At 60.7% G+C, this 14,320-nt stretch carries 11 protein-coding genes; 2 read left to right on the forward strand and 9 right to left on the reverse strand.

Annotation, left to right across the window (positions count from 1 at the left end; genetic code table 11):
- Positions 1–25: 25 nt before the first annotated feature.
- From CCE89_RS14020 to CCE89_RS14045, 6 genes are all read right to left on the reverse strand, one after another.
- Complete coding sequence (locus CCE89_RS14020; protein ID WP_086438660.1) at positions 26–1,429, reverse strand: NAD(P)H-dependent flavin oxidoreductase; 1,404 nt, start codon at positions 1,427–1,429, stop codon at positions 26–28.
- A gap of 124 nt (positions 1,430–1,553) precedes the next feature.
- Positions 1,554–2,270, reverse strand: a complete 717-nt coding sequence (locus CCE89_RS14025; protein ID WP_234990116.1) for a class I SAM-dependent methyltransferase — start codon at positions 2,268–2,270, stop codon at positions 1,554–1,556.
- Complete coding sequence (prfB, locus tag CCE89_RS14030) at positions 2,267–3,394, reverse strand: peptide chain release factor 2 (RefSeq protein ID WP_086438661.1); 1,128 nt, start codon at positions 3,392–3,394, stop codon at positions 2,267–2,269. Before prfB ends, CCE89_RS14025 begins: the two co-directional genes overlap by 4 nt.
- Before the next feature lie 85 nt (positions 3,395–3,479).
- Entirely contained in the window at positions 3,480–4,025 is a 546-nt protein-coding gene (locus tag CCE89_RS14035) for a peroxiredoxin (protein WP_086438662.1), read from the reverse strand.
- Positions 4,026–4,057: 32 nt separating this feature from the next.
- Positions 4,058–6,574, reverse strand: a complete 2,517-nt coding sequence (locus tag CCE89_RS14040) for a penicillin-binding protein 1A (RefSeq protein ID WP_086438663.1) — start codon at positions 6,572–6,574, stop codon at positions 4,058–4,060.
- A gap of 72 nt (positions 6,575–6,646) precedes the next feature.
- Positions 6,647–7,516, reverse strand: a complete 870-nt coding sequence (locus CCE89_RS14045; protein ID WP_086438664.1) for an N-acetylmuramoyl-L-alanine amidase family protein — start codon at positions 7,514–7,516, stop codon at positions 6,647–6,649.
- 434 nt (positions 7,517–7,950) lie between these two features.
- Between CCE89_RS14045 and CCE89_RS14050 the strand changes: the two genes are divergently transcribed.
- Positions 7,951–10,635 carry an Rne/Rng family ribonuclease gene (locus tag CCE89_RS14050; protein ID WP_086438832.1) on the forward strand — a complete coding sequence of 895 codons (2,685 nt, stop codon included), beginning with the start codon at positions 7,951–7,953 and terminating at the stop codon, positions 10,633–10,635.
- Between the two features lie 43 nt (positions 10,636–10,678).
- Here CCE89_RS14050 and CCE89_RS14055 read toward each other — a convergent pair whose 3' ends face one another.
- Together CCE89_RS14055 and CCE89_RS14060 are read right to left on the reverse strand one after the other, a co-directional pair.
- Positions 10,679–11,314, reverse strand: a complete 636-nt coding sequence (locus CCE89_RS14055) for a class I SAM-dependent methyltransferase (RefSeq protein WP_086438665.1) — start codon at positions 11,312–11,314, stop codon at positions 10,679–10,681.
- Between the two features lie 74 nt (positions 11,315–11,388).
- Positions 11,389–12,861, reverse strand: a complete 1,473-nt coding sequence (locus tag CCE89_RS14060) for a hypothetical protein (protein ID WP_143256051.1) — start codon at positions 12,859–12,861, stop codon at positions 11,389–11,391.
- Between the two features lie 56 nt (positions 12,862–12,917).
- Here CCE89_RS14060 and CCE89_RS14065 point away from each other — a divergent pair, with 56 nt between their 5' ends.
- On the forward strand, positions 12,918–13,946 hold the full coding sequence (locus tag CCE89_RS14065; protein WP_086438667.1) for a D-alanine--D-alanine ligase family protein: 1,029 nt from the start codon (positions 12,918–12,920) through the stop codon (positions 13,944–13,946).
- Here CCE89_RS14065 and CCE89_RS14070 read toward each other — a convergent pair.
- On the reverse strand, positions 13,943–14,317 hold the full coding sequence (locus CCE89_RS14070; protein WP_086438668.1) for a response regulator: 375 nt from the start codon (positions 14,315–14,317) through the stop codon (positions 13,943–13,945). The genes CCE89_RS14065 and CCE89_RS14070 overlap by 4 nt on opposite strands.
- Positions 14,318–14,320: the final 3 nt, after the last annotated feature.

Raw genomic sequence — 14,320 nt, forward strand, 5'->3', positions numbered from 1 at the left:
GCCCGCGTTCGCACGTTGCGGGTGATCAGTCGCCGGTCAGGATACGCTCGACCAGTTCCTTCACCGTCGGGGTGAAATTGTTCGAGTAGAACGGGTCCTGCTTGAAGCGGTATGCGGCATGACCGGCGAAAGCGAGGTTGTCATCCGGATCACCGCCATGGGCGATGTCCTGCAGTGTCTTCTGGATGCAGAAGCTGCGCGGATCGGCGAGGCGACCGGTGGTGTGGTCGTCATGATCCTTCCAGCTTGAGAACTGGCAGTGCGACAGGCAGCCCATGCAACCCTGCTGGTCCGCGCGGATCTGCTCGGCGCTTTCGGGCGTGGTGAATACGACCGTATTGTCAGGCGTCTTGAGCGCTTCGGTGAAGCCTTCCTGCATCCACGACTGAGCCTTGCGCTGGTCGCCGGGATGGACCCAGAAATACTTCGCCTTGCCGTGATCGGAGAGTGGGATCGTGCCCTCCTCCTCGTCACGCTTGAAGATCGGGATCTGGCGCTCCGAGCGGTGCATAAGGTCGTAGAGGAACGGCGTTTTCACAGCTGACGAGTAGAACCCGGTCGGCGAGAACTTGTGCAGCAGCACATCGCCCGGCTCGACCGTCCGCAGCATGTCCTTCCAGACCTGCGGGATCGGGCTCTCCTTCGTCAGCAGAGGCCGCGTACCGAACTGGAAAGCGATCTTGCCAAGCTCGGGATTGTCGATCCAGTCGTTCCATTCGCGCAGGAACCAGACACCGCCTGCCATGACGATGGCGGTATCTTCCGAAACGCCCTCGTTGCGCATGGTTTCGCGCAGCGCCTTGACGCGCGGATAGGGATCTTCGGGCTTGGTCGGATCCTCTGCATTGGAGAGGCCATTGTGACCGCCTGCAAGCCAGGGGTCCTCATAGACCACCGCCGCCATCAGGTCAGGCACCTTCGAATAGCTGCGCTTCCACAGCGCGCGGAAAGCGCGCGCCGAGCTGATGATTGGGAGATAGTTGACGTTGTAGCGCGCGGCGATCTCGGCGAGCTTGTAAGGCATGCCCGCACCGCAGGTAACGCCTGTGACGAGGCCGGGGCAATTCTCGAGAATGCCTTCGAGAACCTGCTGCGCGCCGCCCATTTCCCACAGCACATTGATGTTGATGGCGCCCTGGCCATTGGCAATCTCATGAGCGCGCTTGACCTGTTCGGTCCCGCCTTCGATGCCATAGCGTACGAGCTGCTCGAACCGCTCCTTGCGGGTTGCCTGCGGATAGACCTGCGGGATCGGATTGCCGTCTTCGTCATAGCTGTCGGCGTTGACCGCACTGACTGTGCCGATGCCGCCTGCAGCGGCCCATGCACCCGAACTCATGTGATTGGTCGCCGATACGCCCTTGCCGCCTTCTACTATCGGCCATACCTCACGGCCGCCATAGTTGATCGGCTGAAGTCCCTTGAACAATGAAAAGCTCCCTTAACTGCCGCGCTCCGGTGGCTGCGGCTGAATATCGGCCCCGCCCTAGCTGACTGATCGCCCGAAGCGTAGGAAAAACTGGCGCACGCTTGTGGACATGCGCCCGGAGGTATCACCCCTGAAGGGCGCAGGCTTCGATTTGTTCCGGCTCCGGTCTTTCATCCGCGCGTTCGAACCGCGCGAAATAGCCGCGGATGTCCGGTTTCTCGACGAACTCGACCAGTCGGTAGCCGACGGCCTTGAACTCGCAAGTTAGCAGAAGCGGCGGAATTCCATGCTGATCGGTGGGCCGATCCGTGTCGACAACGATTACCTGTCCACCCTGCGTCAGCGCGGGCCAGAGATGCCAGAGGAACGAATAGGGTTCGGCCACTTCGTGATACATGTGAACGAGGAAAATCCGGTCGAAACTGTCGACCGGCAATTGCGGATCGGCCGGCTTGCCGAGCTTGATCGAGACATTATCGAACCGCTCGCGTTCGATCCTCTCGCCAAGCCGCCCCAGCGCATCCCGGTCGATATCCTGAGCAAGGACGCGACCGCCCTCGCCCACCCGCTCCGCCAGGCGAACGGTATAATAGCCTTCGCCCGCCCCGATATCGGCAACGGTCATGCCGGCACTGATATCGGCGAGGTCCATTACCTTTTGCGCTTCGCCACGGCTGTCGCGCACATCCTCGGTCTGGAACTGGTTCGCGGTTATTTCGGATACCGGACGGTCCGGCATTGGAAACCGCGATGCGCTGTCGGAACGGACGATGTCCGGCACGGACGGCTCACAGGCGCTCAGCGCGAACAGGACAGCAAGGATTGCCGCCGCCCTCACTATTCGACGTCCTCCACCTCGACCTTCTCGCCGGTCACGCGCTGGGCGAGCGAAGCCGCGATAAACTCGTCAAGTGCGCCGTCGAGCACATTGTCAGGTGAGGTCGAGGTCACGCCCGTGCGGAGGTCCTTCACCATCTGATAGGGCTGGAGAACATAGCTGCGGATCTGGTGGCCCCAGCCAATATCGCTCTTTTCCTGGTACTCACCCGAGGCTGCTGCCTCGCGCTCTGCCATCTCGCGCTCGAACAGTCGCGCCTTCAGCATGTTCATGGCGGTGGCGCGGTTCTTGTGCTGGCTGCGGTCGTTCTGGCTCGCAACGACGATGCCGGTCGGCTGGTGGGTAATGCGCACAGCACTGTCGGTCGTGTTGACGTGCTGACCGCCTGCGCCGCTAGCGCGGTAGGTATCGATCTTGAGGTCGCTCTCGTTGATCTCGATCTCGATGTTGTCATCGATTACGGGATAGACCCAGACCGAGCTGAAACTGGTGTGTCGCCGCGCAGAGCTGTCATAGGGGCTTATGCGGACGAGGCGGTGAACACCGCTTTCGGTCTTGGCATAGCCGTAGGCGTTCTCGCCCTTGACCAGCAGCGTAGCCGACTTGATCCCCGCCTGATCGCCGGCCTGGTATTCGACCGTCTCGACCTTGAAGCCTTTCCGCTCGGCCCAGCGGCCATACATCCGGAAAAGCATTTCGGCCCAGTCCTGGCTTTCGGTCCCGCCTGCGCCTGCGTGGATCTCGATATAGGTGTCATTGCCGTCGGCCTCACCGGAAAGCAGCGCCTGAACCTTGTCGGCATCGGCACGTTCGGCCAATCTTTCGAGGCTCTTGAGGCCATCCTCGACAACGCTTTCCTCGCCTTCAGCCTCGCCCATCTCCACGAACTCGATCGCATCGCCCATTTCGGCGGAAATCTCGTTCACGGTGTTGATCGCGCTTTCGAGCTGTTTCTGTTCACGGCTGACCGCCTGTGCCTCCTTGGGATTGTCCCAAAGAGTTGGATCCTGCACGCGCGCATTCAACTCGTCGAGGCGGCGCAGCGCCACTTCCCAGTCAAGCGACTGGCGCACCAGCGCAAGTGCGGCTTCGATACGATCAATCTGGGCCTGCCCTTCGGCACGCATAAATTATCCTTCAGTCAATTTCGCTGCCCGCTTAGCGGACAGCATGCGATTGTAAAGAAACGAGGGCGATCGTCCCGCGGATAGCTCAGTCGGCCAGCGCCTTTACCGCCGCCAGCGTCTTGGAGACATGATCGCGATAATCCATGTCCGAATGGACCATCACGATCCGGCCATCTTGCGCGATGACATAGCTTGTTCGGCTGGTGACCCCGGTGTCCTTGCCGTCACGAACAAGCGCCACGTCATAAGCCTCGATGAGCTTGGGATTGGCGACGCCCACTGCGAAGGCATCGCGGCATTCTTCGCGGCTGAACCGCTTGAGCGTTTCGATGTCGTCATTCGACATGCCGACAACGCTTGCCCCCGCCTTGCGAAACTCGGGCATTGCCTCGGCAAAGGCGTTTGCCTCCAGCGTGCACCCCTTGGTGAAAGCCTTGGGATAGAAATAGAGCACGACCGGCCCCTTCGCGAGCGCGGTACGCAGGTTGAAGCCGAAGCTTTGCCCGGCGAGCGCCGCCTGCGTCGAAAAGACAGGTGCCTTGGCTCCTTTGGGCAGCTCGGCCCAAGCGGGTGCGGCAAACATCGAGGATGCTGCCAGTGCCAGCGCGATACTCTTGAATGTCCTGCTCATATCAACCTCTCTTTCGCACGGGATTGCGCGCGTCAGTAAATGCCGCCCTGATCTTCGACGAAATCGGCGGGTTCGCCATCGCCATCGGTCACGACGACCTGCTGCTCGCCTGCGCCCTGCCTGCCGGACCGAATGAGAGCGAGGATTTCTTCTCGCTTTGCCGCAATCGCATCCTGACGCGTGGCGCGCGGTGGCTCGGTATCGGGTTTGAATGCCTCCCATATGATCGAGGCCCGGGGATCATCGCTCGGCGTTCCGTCAAACACGCGCTTGCCGGAGAGGCGATCGATCCGGACCATCCGCACGCCCGGAGGCGCGACGGCGGGCTCATCAGCCCACTTATCCTTGGTCGCCTGGACGAACTCCTTAAAAATCGGCGCGGCGGTATTGCCGCCCTGCACCCATCCGCCGAGATTGCGCGGCTGATCGTGCCCGACATAGACACCGGCGACAATCTCGGGAGAGCCACCCACGAACCATGCGTTGGTCGGACCCGAAGTCGTACCGGTCTTGCCGAACAGCGGCAATTCCAGATCGCGCAGACGGGTTGCGGTTCCGCGGGTTACCACGCCTTCGAGCATATGGACGACCTGATAGGCCGTACGGGGGTCGAGCACCTGTTTGCCCATCGGGCCGAAGCGCGGCATCGGCTGGCCGTCCCATTGCGGCATGTTGCAGCCGTCGCATTTACGCTTGTCGGCGCGCCAGATGACCTTGCCCCGGCGATCCTGCACATAATCGATGACGGTCGGTTGATGCAGCCGGCCGTGGTTGGCTAGCGCAGCATAGGCATTCACCATTTTCTCTACCGTTGTATCGCCTGCGCCCAGCGCAAAGGCGGGATAGGGCTGGTATGATCCGATGCCGACCTTCTCGAAGGTTTCGATTACGGCGGGCATTCCGGCGTCCATCGCGACGTGAACGGTCATGAGGTTGCGAGACTGTTCGAGACCCCAGCGCATGGTGTGCGTGCCGCCTCCCCCGCCGCCAAAGTTGCGGAAGCATTTTTCGCCCAGGTTCGCACCTTGGTAATAGCAGAATGTCTGGTCGGGAACTTCGCTGGCCGGGGTCATGCCATTGTCGAGACCCGTTGCGTAAACGAAGGGCTTGATGGTCGACCCGGGCTGCCGCTGCGCCTGCGTGGCGCGATTGAAATCGCTCAGCCGATGATCGAAACCGCCCTGCATCGCAAGGATGCGACCGGTTTGCACGGACTCGGCAAGGAAGCCTCCCGAGACCTCGGGGATGGTCCGCACGCGGTAACCCGAACCACTTGGAGATACGGCAATGACATCGCCTACCTTGAGCGCATCGGGAAGGCCGCTGAGCGGTGCCTCGTCACCGTTGGAAAAACCGATCGTCGCGCTTGAGCCGGAACGCTGCGTCACGACGCCAACGCGCCAATCCTTGTAGCGCACACCAAGATAGGAGCTGGCAAGCTGGCTCGCCCAGTTCCCCTCGCTGACGTCGATCGTGGCGATCGGGCCGGTCCAGCCCCTGTTGCCGTGATAGCGGAGCAGGCCGGCGCGCAAGGCTTCGCGTCCCGCTTCCTGCAGTTCGGTGTCGAGCGAAGTGCGAACCCACAGACCGCCGGCGTAGACGCTATTGGGGCTTTCTTCCGCGGTTTCGCCGAACTGGTCGATCAATTGGCGGCGCACTTCTTCGAGAAAGTAGCCGGCATCGGCCGAGCGTTCCTGCCGCTGGGTGACGAGACCAAGCGGCTTTGCCTGCGCAGCGCGCATCTGCTGTTCGTTGATGAAGCCATTGTCTTCCATCTGGCGCAGCGCAAAATTGCGGCGCTCGATCGCCAGCGCCTCGTTCGCCTTGCGGCCGTAACGCTCTGGCGCCTTGGGCAGGATGGAGAGGAACGCCATCTCATGCAGGTCGAGATCGGCGACGTCCTTGTCGAAATAGGCACGCGCAGCTGCCTGGACACCGAAGCTGCGGCGACCCAGTGGGATTTCGTTGAGATAGAGTTCGAGGATTTCCTGCTTGTCGAGCACACCCTCGATACGCCGTGCGAGGATCATTTCCTTGAGCTTGCGCGTGACCGAATACTCGTCGCCCAACAGGAGGTTCTTTGCCACCTGTTGGGTGATCGTCGAGCCACCAACTGCGCGCTCGCCGGAACCGAACTTGCTGACATAGTCGACCACGGCATTTGCGGTGCCGGTCAGATCGACCCCGCCATGGCTGAAGAACGTCTCATCCTCGACCGCGAGGAAGGCTTCGATCAATTGCTCGGGAAAATCACGATATTGCAGCTGCACGCGCCGTTCGCGAGCGTAGGAATGGACGATTTCGCCATCGATCCCGCGCACGACGGACGGAAGCGGTGTCTCGTATTCGAGCAGCGATTCAGCATCCGGCAAGCCTCGCGCAAGCAGCGCCCACGCAATGATCCAGACGAGCAGCGACACACCCACCAGCGCTGCGCCCCAGCGGAACAGGCGGCGCTCGCGCCAATTGTCGCGGAACCACGCGAGGGCCCGGGAGCTGTCACGCTTCACGCGATAGCGCACATATTCGATTGTCGATTGGTCTTCCATGATCTGGGTGGGGCCTTAGCACGGGGATTTGTCGCTACGCTAGCGCGATTGCGCTGAACGGTTTCCGAACGATCAGCCCTGCGACCGGCGCGCGAAATAGATGCGGATGGCTCGCGCCATCGTTTCGGCAAATTCTTGACGCCATTCCTCGGAAGTAAGCCGCTGCGCCTCTTCGGGATTGGTCACGAAGCCCGATTCGAACAGGACCGATGGCATGTCGGGCGCGCGCAACACGGCAAGAGCCGCGGAGCGCTTCGGACTGGGATGAAACGCCAATCGCCCCTCCCCCTCGCGCAAGATGAGCGAGGCGAACTCGTTGGATTGTTCCTGCGACCTGCGCTGCGACAATTCCACGAGGATCGAGCTTACTTCCTCGCTCTGCCCCTCGATCGATATGCCGTTGAGGCGGTCCGCATCGTTCTCGCGCGCTGCAAATCTTGCCGCTGCCTGCGACGATGCCCTGTTCGAAAGAGTGTAGATGCTCGCCCCGCCGACGTCGCTCTTCTCGCCAGCTGAATCCGCGTGAATGGAGAGGAAGAGATCGGCATCCATTCGCCGCGCTATCTCGGGCCGCTCTCCAAGCACCAGAAGCCGATCGTCGCTGCGGGTCAGTGCGATGCGCGTACCGCCCTGTTCGAGCAGTTCGTCACGCAGCGCGAGAGCTAACGCCAAGGTAATATCCTTCTCGCGCACACCCTGGCCCACTGCACCCGGATCGCGGCCGCCGTGCCCGGCATCGATTACGACGAGCGGGCGCGACGGATCATCGGGGCCCAGCACATTGGGCAGCGCAACGCGTTCTGCGGTGTCGGGCATTAACAGCCGCAGCACATATTCTCGCCCCAAAGCCGGCACCGATAGCTTCGTCCCTGTAGCGGCAAGCCCGGCGAACAGCAGCACCGGCAGCAGCACGATCAGCAGGATATGTGCGCGAAGCGTCATGACCGCATTTGGTTACGTTGTTGCGCAGGACAAACGCAATATGGTTGCGAGGCGTAATACACGATGCTAGCAGGACAAACCGGTAACGAGTTTGCCCGTTTGCACAGTTTTTACTTGCTGCGGCTATTCCTACCGAAGCCTCGGGAAACAATTTCCCAGGGCCCCGTAACAGGTTGATGCAGTGACGCGACGTTCCTCCCCGCAATTCCAGCAGCAGCGCTTGTCGCGCGCGGCGGATTACGCGGGCCGGACGGCACAATGGATGTGCAGTCTCGCCCCTGCAGACACGAAGCTTTCCTCCCCGTCGTTAATCTTCGGGGATATCCTCACATCAAAATATGCCGCGGGCGCAACGCTCCCGCCAGGCAATCATATAGACGCGCCGCCCACTCGGGATGAAACTCCCTTGCGAAGCGGCGCCTGGAGACAATTACATGGCAACGCGCATGCTAATCGACGCGCGCCACTCGGAAGAGACCCGGGTAGCGGTGCTCAAAGGCAACCGGATCGACGAATTTGATTTCGAATCTGCTGAACACAAGCAGATCAAAGGAAATATCTACCTCGCCAAGGTAACCCGAGTAGAACCATCGCTGCAGGCGGCATTCGTCGATTTTGGCGGCAATCGCCACGGCTTCCTCGCCTTCAACGAAATCCACCCCGATTACTACCAGATCCCTCATGAGGATCGCGCAAGACTGCTCGCCGAAGAGGCAGAAGCGGCTGAAGAAGAAGCGCGTCTGCGCGCCGAAGAAGAAGATCGCGGCGAAATTCCCGGCGATGAATACGATGCCGATGATGAAGAATCGGCCGAGGCGCTGGCAGAAGACCTCGCCGAGGACGGGGTCGAGGAAATCGACACCAGCGAGAAGGACAAGGTCGCAACCATCGAAGACGGACATGTCGATGGGAATGGCGATGAAGATGATGACGACGAAGATGATGATGATTCTGACTCCTCGGACGATGACAACAATCAAGGTCGTGGCCGGCGTGGGCGCGGTCGCCGGCGCCAAGGCGCCAAGAACAAGGGCGGTCGTTCGCGCTCCAAGGAAGTCGACGAAGTCCGCGCAAAGCGCATGGCGCTGCGTCGCCGCTACAAGATTCAGGACGTTATTCAGCGCCGCCAGGTACTGCTCGTCCAGGTCGTGAAGGAAGAACGCGGCAACAAGGGTGCCGCGCTGACCACTTATCTCAGCCTCGCCGGGCGTTACACCGTGCTCATGCCGAACTCGTCGCATGGCGGCGGGATCAGTCGCAAGATCAACTCCGCCAGCGACCGCAAGCGGTTGAAGCAGGTCGTCTCCGACCTCAAGCTGCCCAAGACGATGGGCCTGATCGTTCGTACGGCGGGCCTCAGCCGCACCAAGACCGAGATCAAGCGCGATTTCGATTACCTTGCGCGGCTGTGGGACGAAATACGCGAGAAGACTCTGTCCTCCACCGCCCCTGCACTGATCCACTCGGACAGCGACCTGATCAAACGTGCGATCCGCGACATCTACAATCGCGACATCGAGGAAGTCGTGGTCGAGGGTGAGGAAGGTTATAAGTCTGCCAAGCAGTTCATGAAGCTGCTGATGCCGAGCCATGCCCGAAGGGTGAAAGCCTATTCGGACCCGGTTCCGCTGTTCCAGCGGTATGGCGCGGAGGACCAGTTGCGGGCCATGTATGACCCGATGGTCCAGCTCAAATCGGGCGGCTATCTGATCATTAACCCGACCGAGGCGTTGGTTTCGATCGACATCAACTCCGGCCGTTCGACCAAGGAACACGGGATCGAGCAGACCGCGCTCCACACCAATCTCGAAGCAGCGCGAGAAATTGCACGCCAGCTGCGCCTGCGCGACATGGCGGGCCTCGTGGTGATCGACTTCATCGACATGGAATACAATTCCAACGTCCGGAAGGTCGAGCGCGCGATGAAGGACGCGCTCAAGACCGACCGCGCGCGGATCCAGGTCGGCCGCATTTCGGGCTTCGGCCTCATGGAAATGAGCCGCCAGCGTCTGCGCACGGGCGTGCTCGAAGCGACGACACGCGAATGTCCTCACTGCGACGGGACCGGTCTCGTCCGCACCGCCTCCTCGGCCGGACTTTCGGCCCTGCGTCTTATCGAGGACGAGGCGGCCAAGGGCAAAGGCACGATCATCAAGCTGGGTGCGAGCACCGAAGCGGCGATCTATCTGCTCAACGAAAAGCGCAACGATCTCGTGGAGATCGAGCAGCGCTATGGCGTCACCGTGGAAGTATGCCCGGAAGGCGAAGACGAAGGCGCCAAGATGAGCGTTTCGAGTGCGGGGCCCCGCCCCTCCGAAGCGCCGAAGTTCGATCCGATTGTCGATGATGATGACGATGACGACATCCTCGACGACGAGGATGAGAATGAGACCGACGCCGACACAGACAATGATGACGACGATGCACCGAAGAAGAAGCGTCGCCGCCGCCGTCGTGGCGGCCGAGGTCGCGGGAAGAAGCGCCAGGACGATCAATCGCAGGAAGGAGAGGACAACGACAGCAACCAGTCAACGGAGGACTCCGAGGAATCTCCCGGTGATGGTGATGACGATCAGCCGAAGAAAAAACGCCGCAGCCGCGGTGGACGCCGCCGGAAGAAGAAAGACGACGGCGAAGCGGTGAGCAAGTCCGACGCCGAGAACCTCGAAGAGGTTTCGGAACAGGTGGTCGAGGACATGCCGGTCGTCGCCGGTCCCGATGACGCACCGGAAACCGCCGAAGAGATGGCTGAGGAGAAGCCGAAGAAGAAGCGCGCTCCCCGCAAGAAAAAGGCTGACGCGACTTCGGAAGCCGATGCCGATGCCGATGCCGATGCGGATAAAACTGCGGAGGAAAAGCCGAAGAAAAAGCGCGCGCCGCGGAAAAAGAAATCCGATGATGCGACCGACGAGGTCGCCAAGCAGGATGCGGCAGCACCATCTGAAGAGCCAAAGCCGAAGCGCAAATCGCCGGCCAAGTCGAAACCCAAGGAATCTCCCGCGGAAGAAACCAAAGCAGCGGAAGCATCCAACGACGACGGTTCAGGCGACGCATCCCCCACGACAGCGGATGACGGCAAACCACGCCGCGGTTGGTGGCAGCGTACGTTTGGTGAGTAATGCGCCGGTTATGTGAGTCGATGGCGCGCGGCGCAGTGTGGCTTCAGGCCCCTGCTCTGCGCGCCACACCCCACTCGTTCCAACTGGCAAACCTGGGCGCCTTCGGGAGATAGCCCTGCCCCAGCGGTTCCACATCGAAACCCGCGCTGCGAAGCGCGGCCCCGATCGGACGCGTCAGGTGGCAGCCGCCAGCCATGCGCTTCCAGATCGGCTCGATCCGATCCTGCCATTTTGCAACATCGGTGTCGGGTGCACGCCCGTGCTCGAGAAAGAGGAGCTTTCCACCCGGCTTCAAAATGCGGCGCATTTCCTTCATTACCCTCGCCGGGTCTTCCACCGAGCACAGCGTAAAAGTGCACACAACCGTGTCGAAGCGGCTGTCGGCAAAGGGAATATCCTCCCCTGCTCCCTGCTTGATGTCGGCACGCAGCCCCTTGGCGCGGGCGCGTTCGCGTGCGGCATCGAGCAACCCGCCATGCGGATCGATACCGGAAAAGCTGGAAACCAGACTGGTCTGGTAAAATTGCTGATTGAGTCCGCCGCCACAGCCAAGCTCGAAAACATCGCCTGAAGCCAGCGGCACCAATTGCGAGCGCCGCTTCATGATCTGACCCTGACTACAAGCCATGGTGACCAGTTTCGGCATCACATGCGCGTCATACCAACTCTGTAATCCCATCGGGCATCCTCTGCCAGATCAACCATCCTGCAACTTTCTAGCGCGAAAATGCCCTCTGGGAACGCCAAAAAGGATCAGGGTCGGTAAGAGCTGATCGCTTTGGCGATCTGAGCCATGTCCGTTGAAAGCCGGTCGGCAAGCGCATCATCGTCAAGCATGGCGAAACTCGCGAACTGTGGCATCGACATACCGATACGCAATGTGCCGCCCCATTCGCCATCCTTGCGTACACTTTTGACCGGTTGACCCAGACGCAGGCCACTCAAAGCCAACTCGCGGTGGCACTTTTGTGCATCGGCAAAGGTCGCAAGGCCTGGCAGGCTGCTGACATCCACCGTCGCCAGGGTTTGCATTTCTATCGGGTGTTCGGCGGGCTCGCCAATCTCACCGGCCGCATGCGGTGCCACCAGCGACAGGCCGAGCGGTGCGAGGATCTGATCCTCGAGCGCTTGCGAGAACGCCGCGATGATCCGTTCGATCTGCGCCAAGGGCAGCTTCTGAAATCGCTCGAGCTCGAAAACGGAGGCTTCGTAGCGAAGCGCAAGCGAGATGTTCTCGCTATCGTTCAGGCTCTCGCAGCCAGCCCAGTGCGCCGGAAACTCCGCTCTCCGGAAAATGCGCGCAAATCCCTCAGGTAGCTTAGCCGCGTTTTGTACCGCCTCCCTGCGCATCAGGGCAAAGCCGTTGAACGGAGGGCCGCCCATGAACTTCGATCCGGTCAGGAATACTATGGCATCGCGATCGAGATAGTCATGCAAGGCTTCTGTCGTGATCCGTGCCTGGCAGGCATCGATCACGAAGGTCGTATTATCGGAATAGCGCTGTTGCAGAGCATCCATCTGCACGATGTCAGGCAAAATCAGTCCGGTCTTGGAGCCATGCACGACATGGATGAGCGCATGCCTTCCCGCCATTTGCGCGATCGTGATTTCCTGCTCGATCGCCTGCGCAATCTGTACACTCGATCTGGCGAGCCCGTAGCCGCAACGCACCGGGACATCGGCAAGGCTGATCGAGGCGAAACCTTCGACTTCCTGTCCCACCTCGCTTGCGAGGCCCAGCGCGGTCTCGCTGGCGAAATAGCAACCGTGGGCCGAATGGATGCAGCCGCTACCGACCTCGTCCGCACCCAAAAGGATATTGTGCACGCCGCCCGATGCTTTTTCCTGCACTGCGGCAAGCGCTACATATTCGAGATCGGTTCCGGATGGCGCGAATACCACCTCAATGTCGGAGCCGAGTCGATAAGCTGCACGGATTCGCGCGCGTATCTGTTCGAGCCAAGCAGAATATTCTGGAAAACCCTCTGCCTGCATCGCCAAGAGATGCGCAAAGGCGTCAGGCGACAAGTCGTTGGCGGTCGACGATGCATATGCCAGCGTCTTGCGCGGATAAGGCGCTGAGAAATAACGGTTGAGCCCCGACACCGGATCGAGCGTGATGCGTGCATCCCCACCGCATGAGAGAGCCTCGATCAGCTCAACCGCCTCGACAGATGCATCGACACTCCCCGCTAAATCGGGGAATATTGCGATTCTGGTGCTCATTACGTCTCGTTTCTCTTGGCGACCTTCGCGCGCCGCTTTATGGGCCTGCGCCAATTATGGAAAGGCCCAACCTCGTGCAATTCACCCATTCGCCCCTGGTGCTCGACGAAGCGACCAAGCGCGACACCCACATCCTGTTTATCGCAAAGAACGCGCTGTGGGACGGCACGGGCAGCCCTGAAGACGGCAATCACGCCAAATACCATCGCGAAATGCGCCAGGTGCTGGAGGGGCTCGGCCTGAACCTCACCATCGGCAACCGGTTCGAACATCTGCTCGAAGATCCGAATTTCGATTTCGTCTTCCCGCTCCTCAATCGCGCCGGCTTCTTCAATTCGGAGATGTTCGGCCCCCTGCTGTGCGAACGCGCGGGCATTCCCTATCTCGGCGCAAGTCCGATCCTGCGCGGCCTGTCGGACGATAAACACCTCGCCAAGCATATGGTGCGCGAGGCCGGGGTGCCGACGGCCCCTTGGGCAATATACCGCAAGGGCGCGCCGATCGATCCGGCGAAGTGCCCGCAGGGCGAGCGCTACGTGGTCAAGCCAAACGCATCCTCAGCCAGTTGGGGCGTCAACGATGCGACTGATTGGGACAGCGTTCTCGAAGCGGTGAACAGCGTCCATGCGCTCGGTCACGATGCATTGGTCGAGCCCTTCATCGATGGCAGCGATGTCGAGGTTCCGGTCGTCACCATCAATGGCGAACCCATGATCCTTCCGATGATGATCTTCCGCCAGGCCGATCCGTCGCACCTGCGGACATACCAGGAGAAGCGCGACCTGGTGGACCGCAGCCAGAAATACTCGCTCGACCCGTTCGAGAACGAGGACATGATCGCGACCATTGCCGAATACACGCGCAAGGCGATGCAGGAGTATCGCCCGTTCGATTACGGTCGCTTCGAGTTCCGGGTCAACGAAGAGACCGGCGAGGTGACCTTCCTCGAGCTCAATCTGAACTGCAATCTGTGGTCGGAAAAGGTCTTCGGTCGTGCCGCTAAACTGGCTGGCTGGACGCAAGATCAGTTGATCGAGACGATCCTCGCCGAGAGCCTGCGCCGCAACGGCCTGACGAAGGGCTAGTGGGTCTCGACCGGCGGTTTCGTCGAACCGAGAAGTGTTAGCAGCGCTGCGATAACGTCATCGGCAGGGCGCGGCTTGGCTATCACGGGAGCATCGATAGCACGAAGCGACTCGCCGACCCTATCGAGGTCGCCCGTGTGCAGGATGAACGGGATTTTCCGTTCCGACAGGCAATCTGCCGTCTTCCTGCAGGTTTCCCCGCCGCCAAGGCTCACATCGAGGATAGCACCTTCGATGTTCGATTGTTCGATGCATGAAATTGCTTCGGAATTGTCGATGGTCGTTACAGCGGCATAGCCTGCGTCTTCGAAAGCCATCTTGAGATCCATCGCGATCAATGGCTCGTCTTCGAGAATTAGAAATGTCTGCATTAG

Origin of the sequence: Altererythrobacter xiamenensis, assembly GCF_900177715.1 — a bacterium.
Classification (GTDB): Bacteria; Pseudomonadota; Alphaproteobacteria; order Sphingomonadales; family Sphingomonadaceae; genus Erythrobacter; species Erythrobacter xiamenensis.